The following is an 18,495-nucleotide window of genomic DNA, read 5'->3' on the forward strand; positions in this document are numbered from 1 at the left end:
AACGATGCCAGGGCGAGCGCGGGCACCTGCAGCGCCTCGCCATGACGCTGCCTGCGCGTGGCGCAGCCGCGCCGCGCTACCATTCGGCAAACCCGATCGCATTGCATACGGGCGGCCCGCCGCCCTCCCCTCCCATGCCAATCCGTTACGCCAGGCTGCGCATCCTCGTCGTTGAAGACCATCCGTTCCAGCGCGCCGCCGCCGAGGGCCTGCTGCGCCATGTCGGCGTGCAGACCCTGGCCAGCGCGCAGAACGGCACGCAGGCGGCGGAGCTGCTGGCGCGCGAGCCCTTCGACGTGGTGCTGTGCGACATCGAAATGCCGGGTTGCAATGGCCCCGAGCTGATCGCCGCGCTGCACCGGCGCGGCGCGCGCGCCTTTGCCGGCGCGCCGCCGGTGTGGGTCTGGGTCACGGCGCTGGCCGACGACATCCTCGACTCCAATCGCGGCCTGGCGCATGCCGCCGGCATCCCGCGCGTGCATGCGCTGCGCAAGCCGCTGTCGCGCGATGCGCTGGAAGTGATCCTGGCCGATGCCCTGGCGCGCCAGGATGCCGCGGCCGGCGTACCCGCCTGGACCCCCGATGCCGCGGAACTGCTCGCCGCCAGCCGCGCCGGCACCGACCTGCTGGTCATGCTGCAGCCACAGCACGACATTGCCAGCGGCCGCCTGGCCGGGGCCGAGGCGCTGGTGCGCTGGCGCCATCCCGAGCATGGCCTGGTGCCGCCCGACCATTTCATCCCGCAGCTCGAGGCCATGGACGCTGCCGACCCGGTGTTCTTCCTGGTCGCGCGCGAGTGCGCGGCGGCGCTGCAGCGCCTGCGCGCCGCCGGCATCGAGATTGCGATGGGGCTCAACGCGTCGGCGCAAACGCTGTGCCGGCCCGGCGTGCTGGAAGCGTTCGATGCGCTGGTGGCCGCCAGCGGCGTGCCGCGGCACGCCTTCACGGTGGAGCTGACCGAGAGCTGTCCGGTCCCCGACGCGCTGGCCCTGTCGGTCGCGCTGAACCGCCTGCGGCTGCTCGGTTACGGCGTGGCGATCGACGATTTCGGCGTGGGCATCGCCACGCTCAAGCTGCTAGCCGACCTGCCGTTCACGCAGCTGAAAGTGGACCGCTCGTTCGTCGCCGCAGTCGACGGGCACGGCCAGCGTGCCACGATCTGCCGCCACATGATCGGCCTGGCAAGGGAACTGGGCCTGGAGTGCGTGGCCGAGGGCGTCGAGACCGACGCCCAGCGCGCCGCGCTGCTGGCGTTGCGCTGTCCGCTGGGCCAGGGCTACCTGTGGTCGGCACCCAAGCCGGCCGAATCCTTCGTCGCGGAAGCCATCGAGCGGGCGGCGGCAAGACCGCCGGCCTGAGCGTTGGCGCCGCCGGCGCTACTGCCCGGCCCGGAACGGATACTTGGCGAAGATCTGCGCCACGGTCTTGTCGATGCGCTGCTGCGCGCTGGCCTTGTCGCCGGTGTCGACACTGCCGACCGCCACGCCTTCCCACACCAGCTTCATCTGGCGCCGGTCGACCAGGTCGATATTCACGGTGCCCTCGGTGTAGCGATAGACGTCGTTATAGAAGCCATAGCCCGGCCACGGCGCATAGAGCCCGCCGCGGTAGCCGTAGTAGCCCATCATTGGCGCGGGCGCGGGGCTGACTTCCACCTTTTCCTGCAGCTTCGCATTGAAATTGACCAGCAGGTCCGGCGCCTGCGCCGCGTAGCGGTAGCCGCGCGCGCTCAGCTCGCGCTGGACCGCGGTCTTGAAGTACTGGGTGGTCAGGCTTTCATAGCCGGCGCGGTCGGTGCCGGGACGCTCGACAAAGCCGAAGGTGCGGTAGGCGCTGAAGTCGGTGGCGCGGTTGTAGTCCGTCTTGATGTCGGGCACGCTGGCGCAGCCCGACAGCAGCAGCGCCGCGACCGCCACCGGGAAGAGTTGCCGGAACGCATTCACGATACACCTCCAGGAATTGACGGCGGCGCGCCCTGCCGCGCCGCCGCGGGGCGCTAGTTGAGCTTGCCGTTGATCCCGCCCACGCTGAACCTGCCCGCCCCCAGCAGGGCCACCGCCAGCGCCGCGCCCAGGAACATGCCCTGCAGCTCCAGGGCCCAGCCGCCGGTCTTGGACAGCATGGCGAGCTCCTTGCTGTGCACCAGCGCCACCGCGAACAGCATGTTGATGGCCACCACCAGCGCCGCCAGCCGGCTCCACAGCCCGATGATCAGCAGGATCGGCGCCACCACTTCGCCGATATACACACCGTAGGTCACCCAGGCCGGCAAGCCGGCGTCGGTGACGACCTTCGACACGAAACCGACGCCGGACTCGCCGGTCAGCTTGGCGATGCCGTGCATCAGGATGAGCACGCCAAGCACGATGCGCAGCAGCGCCTTGCCCAAGTCCTGGGAACCCTGAGAGCCACCCATGGCCATTCCTCCTTGCCGTTGTCTACCGTATTGTTTGCCGAGCCATGCGCCTTTACCCTCACGCGCAAGGTTCGCCCCTGTACCTTAGTTCGACGCGGCGTGAACGTAAAGCCGCAAATGCGCGGTGGCCGGCGGCGCCGCTGCGGCCGCCACCGCGCCTTGCGGAACGCCCACCCTGCGCTACACCACCCGGTGCATCGACGGTTGCCGCGGCTCCTGCATGCCGACCTTGTGCGCGCATTCGGGCAGCACCTCGCCCAGGAAGTCCAGGAAGCGCCGGGTCGCCGGCGTGACCCCCTTGCGCGACGGGAACACCGCGTGCAGCGTGCCGACCGGCATGTCGTACTGCGGCAGCACCAGTTCCAGCTCGCCGTTCTCCAGCGCCTCGCGGCAGAACATGCGCGGCAGCATGGCCACGCCGACCCCGGCGATGGCGGCCTCGCGCAGCAAGGCGAACTCGTCGGTGACCAGGCGCGGATCGTAGGCGATCTGGATCGCATCGCCGCTCTTGCAGCGCAGGGTCCAGGCGTGCTTGCCGTCGTGCGGCTGCTGGCCCACCCCCGGCATGCCGTCGAGCGCCTGCGGCGTGCGCGGCCGGCCGATGCTGTCGAGCAGCGCCGGACTGGCCACCAGCATCAGCTCGCTTTCGCCAAAGGTGCGCACCGCCAGGCTGGAGTCTTCCATCACCTCGCGCACGCGCAGCGCCAGGTCGAAGCCCTCGGCGATCACGTCGACGCGCCGGTTGGTGGTTTCCAGCTCGATGCGCACCGCCGGGTTGGCGCGCATGAAGTGGCCGATCGCCGGCGCCAGCAGGATCTGGGCGATGGCGATCGGGCAGCTCACCCGCAGCGTGCCGCCGGGCTGCTCGCGCGCCTGCTCGATGACCTCGCGCGCCGCCGCGGCCTCGTTGAGCATGGCGCGGCAGCGTTCGTAGAACGATTCCCCCAGCGGGGTCACGCGCACCTGGCGCGTGGTCCGGCGCAGCAGTTGCACGCCGAGGTCGCGCTCGAGCTGGGCGATGCGCCGGCTCAGGCGCGACTTGGGCACGCCGGTGGCGCGGCTGGCCGCGGAAAAACTGCCGTGCTCGACCACTTGGGCGAACAGCGACAGGTCATTGAGGTCTTGCATGGATGGCTCCGGGGTCACCCGGACGGCGCGCGCCTCCCCGCAGGGATACCGTCCGGCATGGCGTTGCATCGATAGAACAATCATTTGCATTTTGCCTCACTACCGATACCAATGGCCAGCCGCTATCTTTCCTCCATCGCAACCGCACCCTTGTGGAGAAAGACATGAACATCCTGCAGATCGATTCCAGCGTCCTCGGCGACAACTCCGTTTCGCGCAGCCTGACCGCCAGCGTGGTGGCCGACCTGGTCGCCGCCAACCCCGGCGCCACGGTGACCGTGCGCGACCTGGACCAGGATGCGCCGGCGCACCTGTCCGGCAACCTGCTGCCCGTGCTGGGCGGCCCCAAGGACGGCCTGGACGCCGTGCAGCAAGCCGAGCTGCAGCGCACCGAGCAGTGGCTGGCCGAGTTCCTGGCCGCCGATGTGCTGGTGGTGGGCGTGCCGCAGTACAACTTCAGCATCCCCAGCCAGCTCAAGGCCTGGATCGACCGCATCGCGCAGGCCGGCCGCACCTTCCAGTACACCGAGAACGGCCCGGTGGGCCTGGCCGGCGGCAAGCGCGTGATCGTGGTGTCGTCGCGCGGCGGCGTGCGCCAGGATGCCAATGAGCTGGACCTGCACGAAAAGACCGTCGACGTCGTGTTCCGCTTCCTGGGGATCACCGACATCACCTACGTGCGCGCCCACGGCCTGGCCATGGGCCCGCAGTTCCGCGAAGCCGGCCTGGCCAGCGCCCGCACCGAGATCGCGGCGCTGAACGACGCCAGCCGCCTGGCCGCCTGACGCCAGGCGACGCCGCGGCGGGCCGGGCCGGCGCTGTAGGACGGCGCCGGCTCGCCCCGGGGCCGGATCGGGTCTATGATGGTTCGGGGCGCTACGGCGCCCCGCGTGCCATGGGCGGCGCGCGGCCGCGGGCCACTGGCCGCGGCCGCGCACCGCCTGCAGTCATCGACCGATCCAACCCGGGAGCCCGCATGACTTCAGCCCTGTTGCCAGGAGCCGCCCTCCATCCGCCGCACGAACCCGCCCTGCTGTCGCAGTACCGGCATGTACGCGCCGCCACCGAAACCCTGGTGGCCGACCTGTCGGATGCCGATGCCACCGTGCAGTCGATGGACGATGCCAGCCCGGCAAAATGGCACCTGGCGCACACCACGTGGTTCTTCGAGGAATTCGTGCTGGCCGCGCGCATCCCGGACTACGAGCCGGTCGACCCGGCCTACCGCTATCTCTTCAACTCGTACTATGAAGCGGTCGGCGCGCGCCATCCGCGGCCGAGGCGCGGGCTGCTGACGCGTCCGTCGCTGGACGAAGTGCTGGCGTACCGCGAGGCCGTCGACGAAGCCATGCTGGCGCTGCTGGGCAGCGCCCAGACCGACGCCGAGGCGGCGCTGATCACGCTCGGCCTGCAGCATGAACAGCAGCACCAGGAACTGCTGCTGACCGACGTGCTGCACCTGTTCGCGCAGAACCCGCTGCGCCCCGCCTTTGCCCCGGAACTGCCCGCCCCGGTGATTGCCGACCCGCGCCCCGCGCCGGACTGGATCGGCTTTGACGGCGGACTGGTCGAAATCGGCCACCACGGCGAGACCTTCGCCTTCGATTGCGAAACGCCGCGCCACAAGGTCTACCTGGCCCCGTTCACGCTGTGCTCGCACCCGGTCAGCAACCGGCAATGGTTCGAGTTCATCGAGGATGGCGGCTACCAGAGCGCCGGGCTGTGGCTGTCGGACGGCTGGCGCTGGGTCGGCGAGCAAGGCATCCAGGCCCCGCTCTACTGGGAAGAGCGCGACGGCACCTGGTGGCAGATGACGCTGCGCGGCATGCATCCGGTCGACCCCGACAGCCCGGTGACCCACCTCAGCTTCTATGAGGCCGACGCGTTCGCGCGCTGGGCCGAGCGCCGGCTGCCGACCGAGGCGGAATGGGAGCATGCCGCCAGCCGCCTGCCGGCCACCGGGAATTTTGTCGAGGGGCGCGCGCTGCGGCCGCTGCCGGACCGGCAGAACACCGCCGGCGTGCTGCGCCAGATGTTCGGCGACGTCTGGGAATGGACCGCCAGCGCCTTCCTGCCTTATCCGGGCTTCCGCCCCAACGCCGGCACGGTGGGCGAGTACAACGGCAAGTTCATGAGCGGGCAGATGGTGCTGCGCGGCGGGTCGTGCGTCACCCCCGAATCGCATATCCGCGCGAGCTACCGCAATTTCTTCTATCCGCACCAGCGCTGGCAGTTCACCGGAGTGCGGCTGGCCGACGACGTCTAGGGCCGCGCCCAGTCTGGCGCCAGCCAGCGCCAGGCCAGCCAGGCCAGCGCGGCCCACACCAGCACGATGACCACCGCGGCCGCGCGATTGCGCGGCCGTTGCGCATGGGTGGCCTGCCAGGCGTCGGCGCGGACCCGGCATTCGTCCTTGACCTCGGCGGGAATCAGCCGCAGCGTCAGCCAGATGCCGAGCGGCACCAGCAGCACGTCATCGAGATAGCCCAGCACCGGAATGAAATCCGGGATCAGGTCGAGCGGGCTGAAGGCATAGGCCACCACCAGCGCGCCCAGCAGCCGCGCCGCCCACGGCGTCCGGGGATGGCGGCTGCAGAACCACAGCATCAGCAGGCTGCCCTTGAGCCCGCGCGCCCACTGGCGCAGGCGCGAGCCGGTCGCCATCGGCGCTGGCCCGGCTTACCAGCCCTTGCTCTGCGGCGCGGCGGGACGCTGGCCGCCGGGCTCGGCGACGGGCGGTTTCAGCGGCGGCGCCGGCACGATCGGGGTCTGCGGATACAGCTTCTGCCAGCGCGCCTTCAGGCCGCTGGCGATCTCGCCCTGGTTATAACGCTCGGCAAAGTCGATCACGGTCATGCCCTGCTGGTTCTTCAGGCGCATGTCGGCGCCTTCGTCCAGCAGCAGCTTGACGGTCTCGATATGGCCGCCGCGCGCGGCCATCATCAGCGGGGTGGTGCCGTTGGGGCTTTCGGCGTCGATATACGCGGCATGGTCGACCAGGTACTTGACCACGTCGTTGTGGCCGTTGGTGGCGGCATAGTGCAGCGGCGTCCAGCCGGTCTTGTTGATCTCGGCCTCCATGTCGTCGACCATCAGCTTGACCATGTCGAGCTGGCCCTGCAGCGCGGCCATCATCAGCGGGGTTTCGCCGGCCGGGTTGGCCTTGTCGAAGTCGATGTCCCTGGCGCGGATCAGCACCGTCGCCGCCTTCAGCGACTTCTCGCGCAGCGCCAGCACCAGCGCCGGGTTGCCGCGGTTGTCGACCACGTTGGGGTCGACGCCCTTTGCCAGCAGCTTCTTGACGGTATTGGCGTCGTCGAATTCCACCGCCTTGCGCATGTCGTCGGCCGGCGCGGCCTGCGCGAGCGTGGCGGCGGCCAGCGCAACAGCGCCGGCGGCACGTCGGACAAATTTCATGTCAAACATGAGATTTCCTGTCAATGTGCTCGAATAGATTGAAGAAATTTTCCGTCGTCTGTTCCGCGACCTGTTCCACCGGCACGCCGCGCAGCTGTGCGATGAATTCGCCCACATGGCGCACCCAGGCCGGCTCGTTGGTCTTGCCGCGATACGGCACCGGTGCCAGGTAGGGCGAATCGGTCTCGATCAGCATCCGCTCCAGCGGCACCTTGCGCGCGGTTTCCTGCAGCTCCGCCGCGCTCTTGAAGGTGACGATGCCGGAAAACGAGATATGGAAGCCCTGGTCCAGCGCCTGGCGGGCGACGTCCCAGGTTTCGGTGAAGCAGTGCATCACGCCACCGGCCTCGCCCGCGTTTTCCTCGCGCATCAGGCGCAGCGTGTCGTCGGCGGACGAGCGGGTATGGATGATCAGCGGCTTGCCGGTCTGGCGCGCGGCGCGGATATGGGTGCGGAAGCGTTCGCGCTGCCATTCCATCTCGGCGATGCTGCGGCCGTTGAGCCGGTAGTAGTCCAGCCCGGTCTCGCCGGTGCCGACCACGCGCGGGTGGGCCGACAGCGCCACCAGCCGCTCGAGCGTCGGATCCTCGCCCTCTTCGTAGTCCGGGTGCACGCCGACCGACGCGTACAGGTTGGGATGCTGCTCGGCCAGCGCCAGCACGCGCGGAAAATCTTCCAGCGTGACCGAGATGCACAGCGCATGCGTGACCTGGTTGGCGCGCATGTTGTCCAGCAGTTCGGGCAGGCGCGCGGCCAGTTCGGGGAAATCGATATGGCAGTGGGAATCGACAAACATGGGGAATCTCGGAAGCCGGCTCAGGCCGCGTCCACGCGGCGGCCGACGATGATCAGGTCGCGCTCGACGCCGTCGAGCACGGCCACGCGCGGCAGCTCGCCCCAGCGCGTGAAGCCCAGCGACGCGAACAGGCCCAGGCTGGGCGCGTTGTGGCCGAAGATAAAGCCGAGCAGCGTGTTGACCCCGACCGCGGGCGCGTGGTCGATGGCCTGCTGCAGCAGGTAGCGCCCCAGCCCCTGGCCGCGGCGCTGTGCGTCGAGGTAAATCGAGACCTCGGCGGTGGCGCCATAGGCCGGGCGCCCGTAAAAGTCGGAAAAGCTCATCCAGCCGGCCATGCTGCCGTCGGCGTCCTCGCACACCCACAGCGGGCGGCGCCCGGGCTGGTGGGCGTCGAACCAGGCCTGGCGCGAGGCCACGGTGACCGGCTCGGTGTCGGCCGTGACCATGCCCGAAGGCACGGTGCCGTTGTAGATGGCGACGATGCCCGCGAGGTCGCGGGGTTCAGCAATTCGTAGCGAGAAATTCATTGAAAATCAATAAATTGCGAGAGGTTTCTCGCAACGTTCATAAAGTTTGGGTGGGACGCCCGGACTCCAGCATCTTGCCCAGGATTTCCTCGATCGCGCGGCGCAGGTTGCGCCCGTTGTCGTCGTCGGGCAGGTGCACGCCAATGCCGGGGGTCTTCATCGGCGTGCCGGCAGGGGTGATCCAGGCGACGTGGCCGGCGATCTGGTACTTCTGCGGCCGGTCCAGCAGCGACAATACCAGGAACACCTGCTCGCCCAGCCGGAACGGCCGGTTCGACGGCACGAAGATGCCGCCGCGCGCCAGGAACGGCATATAGGCCGCGTACAGCCCGGCCTGGTCCTTGATCGACAGCGACAGCACATTGGGGCGCGACGCTGCCCCGCTGGCCGATCCACTACCCGGGGCGTTCCCTGGTCCGTTCCCCGGGGCGTTTCCGAATCCCGCCCCGGCCGGCGCCGTGCCGGCGACTGCTGTGTTCATGGTTGACCCCCTGACAATGGCGTCGCTGCTTGTTGTTATGGTTCGGGCCCGGCCGCCTGCCGCGCTAGCGGAACAGCTGCCGGTACTCCAGGAATACCGCTTCCATCACCAGCCTGGCCGCCAGCGGATGGTTCTCGCTGCGGCGGTGTGCATTCAGGCGCGCGGCGAACGCCTGCAGGCCGTGCGCATCGGTGGCGGCGGCGCAGCGCGCCAGCGCGGCACGCTCCTTGGGGAAATACCGCGGCGCGGCGCCGCCCTCCAGGCGCAATGCCAGCAGATCGTACGTCCAGCGCTGCAGGATGCCAAGCACGGCGGGCACCGGCAGCTTCTGCAGTTGCTCGGCCGCCGCGGCGGCGTCGAAGGCGGCGGCGGCGCCGAGCTGGCCGACCAGCCAGCGCTGCAGCGGCTGCTCCTCGGCCTCGGCGGCATGCAATGCGGTCAGCGGCGAGCCGCCGGCCAGCGCCAGCTGGGCCTCGGCATCCGCCACGCCCTGGCCGCGCAGCCACGCCAGCGCGGCCTCGGGCGTCGGGCGCTGGGCCGAGAACTGGCGGCAGCGCGACAGGATGGTCGGCAGGATGCGGTCCAGGCGGTCGGTCACCAGCAGGAACACGGTCGACGGCGGCGGTTCTTCCAGCGTCTTCAGCAAGGCATTGGCGCCCTCGGTCTGCAGCGCGTCGAGCGGATAGACCACCACCACGCGCAGCCCGGCGCGGTGCGTGCCGACGCCGACGGCCTCGATCAGCGCGCGCACCTGCTCCATGCGGATGATCTTGCTGGGCGCCTTCTTCTTGCCGCCCTCGTCGGTCTCCGCCTCGGCCGAGGCGTCGAGCGCCTCGGGCCGTACCACGGTGAAGTCCGGGTGGTTGCCCTGGCTGAACCAGTGGCAGGCGGCGCACTGGCCGCAGGGCTGCCCGTCCGCCCGCGGCGCCTCGCACAGCAGCCCCTGGGCGAAATGCAGCGCCAGGTCGCGCTTGCCGATGCCTTGCTGGCCGTGGATCAGCAAGGCATGCGGCAGCCGCCCGCGCAGCGCGCCAAGCCGTTGCCAATCTTCGTTCTGCCAGGGATATAGCATGTGAATCAGTGGGTTAAAGGCGGTATTGAATGTAGTTTCAAGGAGCGACATCCCTGCGGACTGCCACATCGTCCCCGCGAAAGCGGGGAACCAGCGTCTTTGCAGCACAGACGCGTTTCAAAGTCGCTGGATTCCCGCTTTCGCGGGAATGACGGTGCGGGTCTATGTCCTAATGAATCAAATAGTTGCGAGGATCTTCTCAAGCTCGTCGCGAATATCGGCAATGCTGCGCGTGGCGTCGATCACGCGGAAGCGCTGCGGCGACTGCGCCGCGCGGCGCAGGTATTCGTCCCGGGTGCGCTGGAAGAAGGCGCGCGATTCGGCCTCGAACTTGTCCGGCGTGCGCGCGGCGGCCAGGCGGGCGCTGGCGGTTTCGAGCGGCACGTCGAACAGCAGCGTCAGGTCCGGTTGCAGGCCGCCCTGGACCCAGCCTTCCAGCACTTCGAGCCGGCCGGTGGGCAGGCCCCTGCCGCCGCCCTGGTAGGCAAAGGTGGCATCGGTGAAGCGGTCGGAAATCACCCACTTGCCGCGCTCCAGCGCGGGGGCGATGACTTCGGCAATATGCTCGCGGCGGGCGGCGAACATCAGCAGCGCCTCGGTTTCCAGATGCATCTTGCGGTGCAGCAGGATCTGGCGCAGGTCTTCGCCCAGCGACGTGCCGCCGGGCTCGCGCGTGGTGACGACCCCGGCGATGTCGGCGCGCGCGCGCAGGCGGTCGGCAACCCAGTCGATGTGGGTGCTCTTGCCGGCGCCGTCGATGCCCTCGAAGGTAATGAATTTTCCGCGCATGGAATGCCTATTTGCCGCGCTGGTACTTGTCGACCGCGCGGTTGTGTTCGGGTAGCGAGTTGGAGAAATGGCTGCTGCCGTCGCCGCGGGCGACGAAGTACAGCGCGTCGGACGGCGCCGGCGTGGTCGCCGCGGCCAGCGAGGCCAGCCCCGGCAGCGCGATCGGCGTGGGCGGCAGGCCGGTGCGGGTGTAGGTATTGTACGGGGTGTCGGCCTGCAGGTCGCGCTTGCGCAGGTCGCCGTCGAAGGCCTCGCCCAGGCCGTAGATCACGGTCGGGTCGGTCTGCAGCAGCATGTTCTTCCTGAGCCGGTTGATAAACACCGCGGCGATCATCGGGCGCTCGGCGGCCTGGCCGGTTTCCTTCTCGACGATCGACGCCATCACCAGCGCCTCGTACGGGGTCTTGTACGGCAGGTCGGGCGAGCGCGCGTTCCAGGCCTCGTTCAGCCGGCGCTGCATGGCGCGGTAGGCGTGCTTGTACAGCTCGAGGTCGCTGCTGCCGCGCGCGAACAGGTAGGTGTCCGGAAAGAACAGCCCCTCGGGCGACGCCTCGGCCGCGCCGATGGCTTTCATCAGTTCGGCGTCGGACATGCCGCGGGTGTCGTGGCGCAGCGCCGGGCTGGCATCGACCGCGGCGCGCATCTTGCGGAATTCCCAGCCCTCGATCACCGTGACCACGTAGTGCGTGACCTCGCCGCGCGCCAGCTTGCCCAGGATCGACAGCGGCGTGGCGCCGGTTTCGAAGGTATAGCCGCCGGCCTTCAGGTCGGCGCCGTGTCCGGTCAGGCGCGCCAGCAGCATGAACAGCCGCGGGTCCATGCCCACGCCGCCGCGCTGGATCTGGCGGCCAACGCTGGCCACGCCGGAATTGGGCTTGATCACCACTTCGAGCGGCGACTTGCCCAGCGACACCGGGTGATTGGCCCACCACGCAAAGCCGCCCACGGCCGCCAGCGCGAACACCAGCACGGCCAGCCCAAGGCTGAGGAGTAAACGTTTCATGTATCTGTCGTAGGGACCGGCCGCCGGCACCCCCGGCGCAAGCGCGCACCGCAGCGGACCACCGGTGCCGGCCGAAAATCTCGTAGCCCCATATAATAACCGGCAGCCTGGCCCCGACCGTGAGCCGTGGCGCCGGCGCCGCCCGCGCGTCGGGCGCCACGCAGACTCGGCGCGTGCCGTTTCCTTCCCTCCCCGATTTGCCTCGACGATTGCCTCGCAATGCCAGCATTGAATCCCCAAGCCCAGGAACTCGCCGCAAACCTTGACGCGCTGCAGGCCGGCGGCGTGGTTTGCACCCCCGCCGGGCTCGGCCTCGTTCGCGTGGCGGGCGAAGACGCCGCCAGCTTCCTGCACACCCAGCTGACCAACGCGGTCGAAGACCTGGCGCCGGGCACGGCGCGCCTGGCCGGCTACTGCTCGCCCAAGGGCCGGCTGCTGGCCACCTTCCTGATGTGGCGCGACGCCGACGGCATCGTGCTGCAGCTGTCGGCCGAGATCCAGGCCGCGGTGCAGAAGCGGCTGTCGATGTTCGTGCTGCGCGCCAAGGCCAGGTTGTCCGATATCACCCCGGCCCACGCCATCCTCGGCGTTGCCGGCACCGGCGCCGCCGCGGCGCTGGCCGCGGCCGGGCTGCCCGCGCCGGAAGCCGCCTTTGCCGTGGCCACGGCCGACGGCGCCAGCGTGATCCGCCTGCCGGACAGCGCCGGCCAGCCGCGCTGGCAGCTGGTGCTGCCGGCCGAGCGCGCCGACGCGGTGCGCGCGGCGCTGTCCGCCACGCTCACCGGCGCCGCGCCGGCGTTGTGGGACTGGCTCGACGTGCAATCCGGCCTGCCCCGCATCGTCGCGGCCACGCAGGAGCAGTTCGTGCCGCAGATGATCAATTTCGAATTGGTCGGCGGCGTCAATTTCCGCAAGGGCTGCTATCCCGGCCAGGAAGTGGTGGCGCGCAGCCAGTACCGCGGCACCCTCAAGCGCCGCATGTGGCTGGTGCAGGGCGAAGGCGAAGTGCCGGCGCCCGCCGCCGAGATCTATCGCCCGGAAGACCCGGGCCAGCCTTGCGGCATGATCGTCAACGCCGCGCCCGCGCCGGATGGCGGCTGGGCCGGGCTGGCCGAGCTGAAGATCGATGCCGCCGGCAGCGCGCTGCGGCTGGGCAGCGCCGAGGGCACGGCCGTGGCCACGGCCAGCCTGCCCTACGCGGTGCCGCTGGGCGAGGCCGCCCAGGCCGCCGGCTGATTGCCACAGGACCCGCCATGAGCGATCACCTCTACGTTTATTTCCGCGTGCCGGAAGCCGTCGCCGCCGAAGCGCTGCCTCACTGGCACCGCTGGATGGAAACGGTCGCCGAAGCCACCGGAATTGGTGGTACGCTGATGCGCAGGCCGGAAACCCGCGCCGGCGTGCAGACCTGGATGGAGTGCTACGCCGACGTGCCGCCCGCGTTCGATGCCACGCTGGAAGGGCTGTGGCGCCAGAGCGGGCTGGACCAGTGGGTGGAAGGCGAGCGGCGCGCCGAACACTTTATCGACCTGGACTTGCTGTAGGCGCACTACAGACGTCGTGTGGGCGCCGTCGGACTGAAGTACGCGGGAGCCGCTGGCGCGGTCCCCCGGCAAAGGAAGCAAAACGATGTGTCTGATCCTGGTTGCCTGGCAATCGCACCCGGACTATGCCCTGGTCGTGGCCGGCAACCGCGATGAATTCTATGCCCGCCCGGCGGCGGCCGCGCACTGGTGGCAGGATGCGCCCCAGGTGCTGGCCGGCCGCGACCTCGCCGAGGTCATCGGCGAACCCGGCACGTGGATGGGCGTCAACGCCGACGGCCGCTTCGCCGCGCTGACCAACTACCGTGCCCCGTCCGAAAAACGCACCGACGCGCGCTCGCGCGGCGAGCTGGTGGCCGGCTTCCTGCGCGGCCACGCGGCGCCGTTCGACTACCTCGACGGCCTCGCCGGCGAAGACGGCGCCTACAACGGCTTCAACCTGCTCGCCAGCGACCTGCGCGAACTGTGGTGGTACAGCAACCGCTCGGCCTCGCGCCAGCCGCAACGGCTGCGTCCGGGCCTGTACGGCCTGTCCAACGCGCTGCTCGATACGCCCTGGCCCAAGGTGCGCAGCCGCGTCGGCGCGCTCGCCGAAGTGCTGGCCGCCGACAGCGGCCAGGCCACTGCCAGCGCCGAGCCCTACCTGCAGATGCTGGCCGACGAGCGCCAGGCGGCGGACTTCGAGCTGCCGTCCACCGGCGTGGCGCCGGACTGGGAAAAACTGCTGTCGTCCGCCTTTATCCGCTCGCCGATGTATGGCACGCGCGCCAGCACGGTCCTGCGCATCCGCCACGACGGGCGCTTCGACCTGAGCGAACGCAGCTTCGACGCCGATGGCCGCATCGGCGACGTCGCCTTCCACGGCACGCTCAACCTGTCGCGCGACACCGGCATCGTGCAGGCGCCGCGCTGACGGCCGCGCCGCACCGGCGCCTCAGCCGGCCAGGCGCTTGCGCATCTCCACGTGCGGGATGCCCGCCTCTTCGAATTCCGGTCCCACCTGCGCAAAACCCACGCGCGCATAGAACGGCGCCGCGTGGGTCTGCGCGTTGAGCACCAGTTCCGCATACCCCAGCTGTTCGGCCTTGCGCATCAGCGCCTCCAGCACCAGCGCGCCGACGCCGCTGCCGCGCGCCGGCTTCAGCACGGCCATGCGGCCGATATGGCCGTCGGGCAGCAGCCGTCCGGTGGCCAGCGGCGTGCCGTCGTCGGCCAGCGCCAGCGCGTGCCAGCTGGGCTCGTCCCATTCGTCCCATTCCAGTTCCACCGGCACGCCCTGCTCTTCGACAAAGACGGTGTAGCGGATGGCGCGCGCGCGATCGCGGGCTTCGGACCAGGGGCAGATCAGGACAGTGGTGGGCATGGCGGTGAATACGGCTGAGTGGAAACGGGCAAGTGAAAACGTGGGCGCCAATGATACGCCAGCCCCGACGCCATCGCAGCCGCACCAGTGTGGAGCATTGTCCGCACGGCACCCCGATTTTCTGCACCATATCAGGGTTTACCTGGGGTCGGCAGCCGTATAGCAAATTTGTATGATGACCTGATTACCGAATGACCGGGAAAGCCGCCGTGTTCCAGAAAGTCCCTGCCCGCGCCCTGACCGACAACGTGGCCGAACAGCTGCTCGACAAGATCCAGAGCGGCGCCTTTGCCCGCGGCGACAAGCTGCCCACCGAGGCGGTGCTGTCCGAAGAGTTCGGCGTCAGCCGCACCGTGGTGCGCGAGGCCATCTCTCGGCTGAAATATGAAGGCGTGGTCGAGTCGCGCCAGGGCAGCGGCGTGTTCGTGACGCTGCAGGCCGGCATCCGGCCGCTGCGCATCGACTACACCGACACCGGCACGCTGGAAGCGGTGCTGCAGATCGTCGAACTGCGCCGCGCGATCGAGGCCGAAGTGGCCGCGCAGGCGGCGCGGCGCCGTACCGATGCCTCGATGGCGGCAATCGACGCCGCGCTGGCGCGACTGGACGAGGTGGTGGCGCAGGGCGGCGACGGCGTCGCCGAGGACGTGGCGTTCCACCGCGCCATCGCCGAGGCCACCGGCAACCCCTACTTCCTCAAGACGCTGGAGTTCCTGAGCCAGTACCTGGAAGCCGCCACGCGCGTGACGCGCACCAACGAGGCGCGGCGCTCGGACTTTTCGCGGCAGGTGCGCGAGGAACACCAGGCCATCGTCGCCGCGATCCGCGCCGGCGACCCGCTGGCCGCGCGCAATGCCGCGCAGAACCATATGTACAACGCCGCGCACCGGCTGGCCCAGCTGGGCGCCGACGAAAGCGGCGCCGCGCACGGCGCCACCAACTGACGCGCCACATCGAATCATCCGTATCTGTTTCAGGGAGTCCCTATGTCCAGGAATATCGGCGTCATCGGCCTTGGTGCCATGGGCTTTGGTGTCGCGCAGTCGCTGCTGCGGGCCGGTTTCAACGTGCACGCCTGCGACCTGCGCGCCGAAGTGCTGCAGCGCTTTGCCGATGCCGGCGGCGCGCCCTGCGCCTCGCCCGCCGAGCTGGGCAGCCGCTGCGACGTGGTGCTGACGCTGGTGGTCAACGCGCAGCAGACCGAGGCCGTGCTGTTCGGCGCCGACGGTGCTGTGGCGGCAATGCAGCCGGGCAAGCTGGTGATCGCCAGCGCCACCGTGCCGCCGGGCTTTGCCGAGACCCTGGGACAGCGCCTCGCCGAAAAAGGCCTGCTGATGCTCGACGCGCCGGTCTCGGGCGGCGCCGCGCGCGCCGCCAGCGGCGAGATGACCATGATGACCTCCGGCCCGGCCGAGGCCTATGCGCTGGCCGAGGACGTGCTGGCCGCCATCGCCGGCAAGGTGTACCGCCTGGGGGCCGCGCACGGTGCCGGCTCCAAGGTCAAGATCATCAACCAGCTGCTGGCCGGCGTGCATATCGCCGCCGCCGCCGAAGCGATGGCGCTGGGCCTGCGCGAAGGCGTGGACCCGGACGCGCTCTATGACGTGATCACCCACAGCGCGGGCAACTCGTGGATGTTCGAGAACCGCGTGCCGCATATCCTGAAGGGCGACTACACGCCGCTGTCGGCGGTCGACATCTTCGTCAAGGACCTGGGCATGGTGCTCGACACCGCGCGCACCAGCAAATTCCCGCTGCCGCTGTCGGCCGCGGCGCACCAGATGTTCATGATGGCGTCGACCGCCGGCCACGGCGGCGAGGACGATTCGGCCGTGATCAAGATCTTCCCGGGCATCGAACTGCCGGGCCAGGCTGCATAAGGAGCACAGACGATGACCGCGCTCCTTGGCTGCATCGCCGACGACTTTACCGGCGCCACCGACCTCGCCAACACGCTGGTGCGCAACGGCATGCGCACCGTGCAGACCATCGGCGTGCCCGGATCCATGGCCGATATCGGCAGCGCCGACGCCGTGGTGGTCGCGCTCAAGTCGCGCACCGTGCCCGCGGCGCAGGCCGTGGCCGAGTCGCTGGCCGCGCTGCAGTGGCTGCGCGCGCAGGGCTGCCGCCAGTTCGTCTTCAAGTACTGCTCGACCTTCGATTCGACCGACGCCGGCAATATCGGTCCGGTCACCGAAGCCCTGCTGGCGGCGCTCGACAGCGACTTCACCATCGCCTGCCCGGCCTTCCCCGAGAACGGCCGCACCATTTTCCGCGGCCATCTGTTCGTCGGCGATGCGCTGCTGAATGAATCGGGCATGGAACACCATCCGCTGACGCCGATGACCGATGCCAACCTGGTGCGCGTGCTGCAGCGCCAGAGCAAGCACAAGGTGGGGCTGCTGCGCTACGACGCGGTCGCGCGCGGCGCGCAGGCCACCGCCGAGCGCATCGCCGCGCTGCGCGCCGACGGCGTGCGCATGGCGATTGCCGATGCGGTCTCCGACGCGGACCTGCTCACGCTGGGCGAGGCGTGCGCCGGCCTGCCGCTGGTCACCGGCGGCTCCGGCATCGCGCTGGGCCTGCCCGAAAATTTCCGCCGCGCCGGCCTGCTGCCGCAGCGCGGCGACGCCGCTGCGGTGCCGGCCATCGCCGGTCCCGGCGTGGTGCTGGCCGGCAGCGCCTCGCGCGCGACCAATGGCCAGGTGGCGCGCTGGCTGGAGCAAGGCCGCCCGGCGCTGCGCATCGATCCGCTCGCGCTGGCGCGCGGCGAGGCCGTGGCCGACGCGGCGCTCGCCTTCGCCGCCGCGCACGACCAGCCCGTGCTGGTCTATGCGACTTCCAGCCCCGACCAGGTCAAGGCGGTGCAGGCCGAGCTGGGCGTGGCGCGCGCCGGCCACCTGGTCGAGCAATGCCTGGCCACGGTCGCCGCCGGACTGCAGGCACGCGGCACGCGCCGCTTCGTGGTCGCGGGCGGCGAGACTTCCGGCGCAGTGGTGCAGGCATTGGGCGTGCGCGCCTTGCGCATCGGCGCGCAGATCGCCCCGGGCGTGCCGGCCACCGTCACGCTGGATGCCACGCCGCTGGCGCTGGCGCTGAAATCCGGCAACTTCGGCGGACCGGACTTTTTCGACGAAGCGCTGCGCCAGCTGGGAGGCCAGTGATGAGCACCGAAAGCCAGCTGCGCGAAGAAATCTGCCGCATCGGCGCCAGCCTGTACCAGCGCGGCTATACCGTCGGCTCGGCCGGCAACATCAGCGCACGGCTCGATGACGGCTGGCTGATCACGCCGACCGATGCCTGCCTGGGCATGATGGATCCGGCCGCGGTCGCCAAGGTCGCCGCCGACGGCAGCTGGGTCTCGGGCGACAAGCCATCGAAGACGCTGACGCTGCATCGCGCCATCTATGACAACAACCCCGGGGCGCACGCCGTGGTGCATACGCACTCGACGCACCTCGTGGCCCTGACGCTGGCCGGTGTCTGGCAACCGGACGACGTACTGCCGCCGCTCACGCCCTACTACGTGATGAAGGTCGGCCATGTCCCGCTGATTCCCTATCACCGGCCCGGCGATCCCGCGGTGGCCGCGCGCGTGGCCACGCTGGCCGCGCAGGTGCGCGGCGTGCTGCTGGAGCGCCTGGGGCCGGTGGTATGGGAGTCCAGCGTCTCGCGCGCCGCGTTCGCGCTGGAAGAACTGGAGGAGACCGCCAAGCTATGGATGACCATGAAAGACGTACCCGGCTTTGCCGCCCGCGCGGCGCTGCCCGACAGCGCCCTGGCTGAGCTGCGCGACGCCTTCCAGGCGCGCTGGTAGCACCAGACCCGCTGCTTCCCTGACCACCCCGGCCTGATCCTGGCGCGGCGGCACCGGCCACCGCGCGGGGGACGCGCACGCCTGCAATCCGCGCGTGGCCGCTGACGACAAGACCAGACCCACCACCATACCCGGAGACCAC

Annotated in this window: 22 protein-coding genes; 10 read left to right on the forward strand and 12 right to left on the reverse strand. The window is 69.9% G+C overall.

The genetic code is table 11. The annotated features are described in order from the left end of the window. Positions 1-134: 134 nt before the first annotated feature. Positions 135-1,358 (forward strand): EAL domain-containing protein, encoded by a 1,224-nt coding sequence (locus LIN44_RS10420; RefSeq protein ID WP_227312020.1) that lies wholly within the window; start codon positions 135-137, stop codon positions 1,356-1,358. 18 nt (positions 1,359-1,376) lie between these two features. Here LIN44_RS10420 and LIN44_RS10425 read toward each other — a convergent pair whose 3' ends face one another. The 3 genes from LIN44_RS10425 to LIN44_RS10435 all read right to left on the reverse strand — a co-directional run bounded on the left by LIN44_RS10425 (position 1,377) and on the right by LIN44_RS10435 (position 3,544). Beyond that, positions 1,377-1,943: a DUF4136 domain-containing protein gene (locus LIN44_RS10425; protein ID WP_227312021.1), complete on the reverse strand. Its 567-nt coding sequence runs from the start codon at positions 1,941-1,943 to the stop codon at positions 1,377-1,379. A 53-nt stretch (positions 1,944-1,996) separates the two neighbouring features. Then, on the reverse strand, positions 1,997-2,416 hold the full coding sequence (locus tag LIN44_RS10430) for a DoxX family protein (protein WP_227312022.1): 420 nt from the start codon (positions 2,414-2,416) through the stop codon (positions 1,997-1,999). Positions 2,417-2,596: 180 nt separating this feature from the next. Then, positions 2,597-3,544 carry a LysR family transcriptional regulator gene (locus tag LIN44_RS10435; RefSeq protein ID WP_227312023.1) on the reverse strand — a complete coding sequence of 316 codons (948 nt, stop codon included), beginning with the start codon at positions 3,542-3,544 and terminating at the stop codon, positions 2,597-2,599. A gap of 164 nt (positions 3,545-3,708) precedes the next feature. Between LIN44_RS10435 and LIN44_RS10440 the strand changes: the two genes are divergently transcribed. Both LIN44_RS10440 and egtB read left to right on the forward strand, forming a co-directional pair. Then, positions 3,709-4,329 carry an FMN-dependent NADH-azoreductase gene (locus LIN44_RS10440; RefSeq protein ID WP_227312024.1) on the forward strand — a complete coding sequence of 207 codons (621 nt, stop codon included), beginning with the start codon at positions 3,709-3,711 and terminating at the stop codon, positions 4,327-4,329. 191 nt (positions 4,330-4,520) lie between these two features. Then, positions 4,521-5,810 carry an ergothioneine biosynthesis protein EgtB gene (gene egtB / locus LIN44_RS10445; protein ID WP_227312025.1) on the forward strand — a complete coding sequence of 430 codons (1,290 nt, stop codon included), beginning with the start codon at positions 4,521-4,523 and terminating at the stop codon, positions 5,808-5,810. Here egtB and LIN44_RS10450 read toward each other — a convergent pair. From LIN44_RS10450 to mltG, 8 genes are all read right to left on the reverse strand, one after another. Next, positions 5,807-6,208: a YkvA family protein gene (locus tag LIN44_RS10450; protein WP_227312026.1), complete on the reverse strand. Its 402-nt coding sequence runs from the start codon at positions 6,206-6,208 to the stop codon at positions 5,807-5,809. The genes egtB and LIN44_RS10450 overlap by 4 nt on opposite strands. Positions 6,209-6,223: 15 nt before the next feature. After that, entirely contained in the window at positions 6,224-6,970 is a 747-nt protein-coding gene (locus tag LIN44_RS10455) for an ankyrin repeat domain-containing protein (RefSeq protein WP_370641558.1), read from the reverse strand. After that, a complete protein-coding gene (locus tag LIN44_RS10460; protein WP_227312027.1) occupies positions 6,963-7,757 on the reverse strand; it encodes a TatD family hydrolase in 795 nt (264 codons plus the stop codon). Before LIN44_RS10460 ends, LIN44_RS10455 begins: the two co-directional genes overlap by 8 nt. 20 nt (positions 7,758-7,777) lie before the next feature. Beyond that, a complete protein-coding gene (locus LIN44_RS10465; RefSeq protein WP_227312028.1) occupies positions 7,778-8,284 on the reverse strand; it encodes a GNAT family N-acetyltransferase in 507 nt (168 codons plus the stop codon). A 37-nt stretch (positions 8,285-8,321) separates the two neighbouring features. Next, on the reverse strand, positions 8,322-8,765 hold the full coding sequence (locus LIN44_RS10470; protein ID WP_227312029.1) for a PilZ domain-containing protein: 444 nt from the start codon (positions 8,763-8,765) through the stop codon (positions 8,322-8,324). 64 nt (positions 8,766-8,829) lie between these two features. Further along, positions 8,830-9,837, reverse strand: a complete 1,008-nt coding sequence (locus LIN44_RS10475) for a DNA polymerase III subunit delta' (protein ID WP_227312030.1) — start codon at positions 9,835-9,837, stop codon at positions 8,830-8,832. Positions 9,838-10,014: 177 nt separating this feature from the next. Beyond that, complete coding sequence (gene tmk / locus LIN44_RS10480) at positions 10,015-10,626, reverse strand: dTMP kinase (protein ID WP_227312031.1); 612 nt, start codon at positions 10,624-10,626, stop codon at positions 10,015-10,017. Positions 10,627-10,633: 7 nt separating this feature from the next. Next, positions 10,634-11,629, reverse strand: a complete 996-nt coding sequence (mltG, locus tag LIN44_RS10485; protein WP_227312032.1) for an endolytic transglycosylase MltG — start codon at positions 11,627-11,629, stop codon at positions 10,634-10,636. Positions 11,630-11,848: 219 nt separating this feature from the next. Here mltG and LIN44_RS10490 point away from each other — a divergent pair, with 219 nt between their 5' ends. The 3 genes from LIN44_RS10490 to LIN44_RS10500 all read left to right on the forward strand — a co-directional run bounded on the left by LIN44_RS10490 (position 11,849) and on the right by LIN44_RS10500 (position 14,086). Then, a complete protein-coding gene (locus LIN44_RS10490) occupies positions 11,849-12,865 on the forward strand; it encodes a folate-binding protein YgfZ (RefSeq protein WP_227312033.1) in 1,017 nt (338 codons plus the stop codon). Between the two features lie 17 nt (positions 12,866-12,882). After that, positions 12,883-13,173: a DUF4936 family protein gene (locus LIN44_RS10495; protein WP_227312034.1), complete on the forward strand. Its 291-nt coding sequence runs from the start codon at positions 12,883-12,885 to the stop codon at positions 13,171-13,173. An 85-nt stretch (positions 13,174-13,258) separates the two neighbouring features. Continuing rightward, positions 13,259-14,086, forward strand: a complete 828-nt coding sequence (locus tag LIN44_RS10500; RefSeq protein WP_227312035.1) for an NRDE family protein — start codon at positions 13,259-13,261, stop codon at positions 14,084-14,086. A gap of 21 nt (positions 14,087-14,107) precedes the next feature. On the opposite strand, the gene LIN44_RS10505 is transcribed toward LIN44_RS10500, so the two are convergent. Then, positions 14,108-14,536, reverse strand: coding sequence for a GNAT family N-acetyltransferase (locus LIN44_RS10505; RefSeq protein ID WP_227312036.1), 429 nt, complete (start codon positions 14,534-14,536; stop codon positions 14,108-14,110). Positions 14,537-14,745: 209 nt separating this feature from the next. Here LIN44_RS10505 and LIN44_RS10510 point away from each other — a divergent pair, with 209 nt between their 5' ends. From LIN44_RS10510 to LIN44_RS10525, 4 genes are read left to right on the forward strand one after another with little or no spacing between them, the layout of a single operon-like run. Next, positions 14,746-15,480, forward strand: coding sequence for a FadR/GntR family transcriptional regulator (locus LIN44_RS10510; protein WP_227314376.1), 735 nt, complete (start codon positions 14,746-14,748; stop codon positions 15,478-15,480). 42 nt (positions 15,481-15,522) lie between these two features. Beyond that, positions 15,523-16,416, forward strand: coding sequence for an L-threonate dehydrogenase (gene ltnD / locus LIN44_RS10515; protein ID WP_227312037.1), 894 nt, complete (start codon positions 15,523-15,525; stop codon positions 16,414-16,416). Positions 16,417-16,428: 12 nt separating this feature from the next. Beyond that, a complete protein-coding gene (gene otnK, locus LIN44_RS10520) occupies positions 16,429-17,700 on the forward strand; it encodes a 3-oxo-tetronate kinase (RefSeq protein WP_227312038.1) in 1,272 nt (423 codons plus the stop codon). Beyond that, positions 17,700-18,353, forward strand: coding sequence for an aldolase (locus LIN44_RS10525; RefSeq protein ID WP_227312039.1), 654 nt, complete (start codon positions 17,700-17,702; stop codon positions 18,351-18,353). Before otnK ends, LIN44_RS10525 begins: the two co-directional genes overlap by 1 nt. The last annotated feature ends 142 nt before the right edge of the window (positions 18,354-18,495 follow it).

Origin of the sequence: Cupriavidus sp. MP-37 (assembly GCF_020618415.1) — a bacterium.
GTDB lineage: Bacteria > Pseudomonadota > Gammaproteobacteria > Burkholderiales > Burkholderiaceae > Cupriavidus.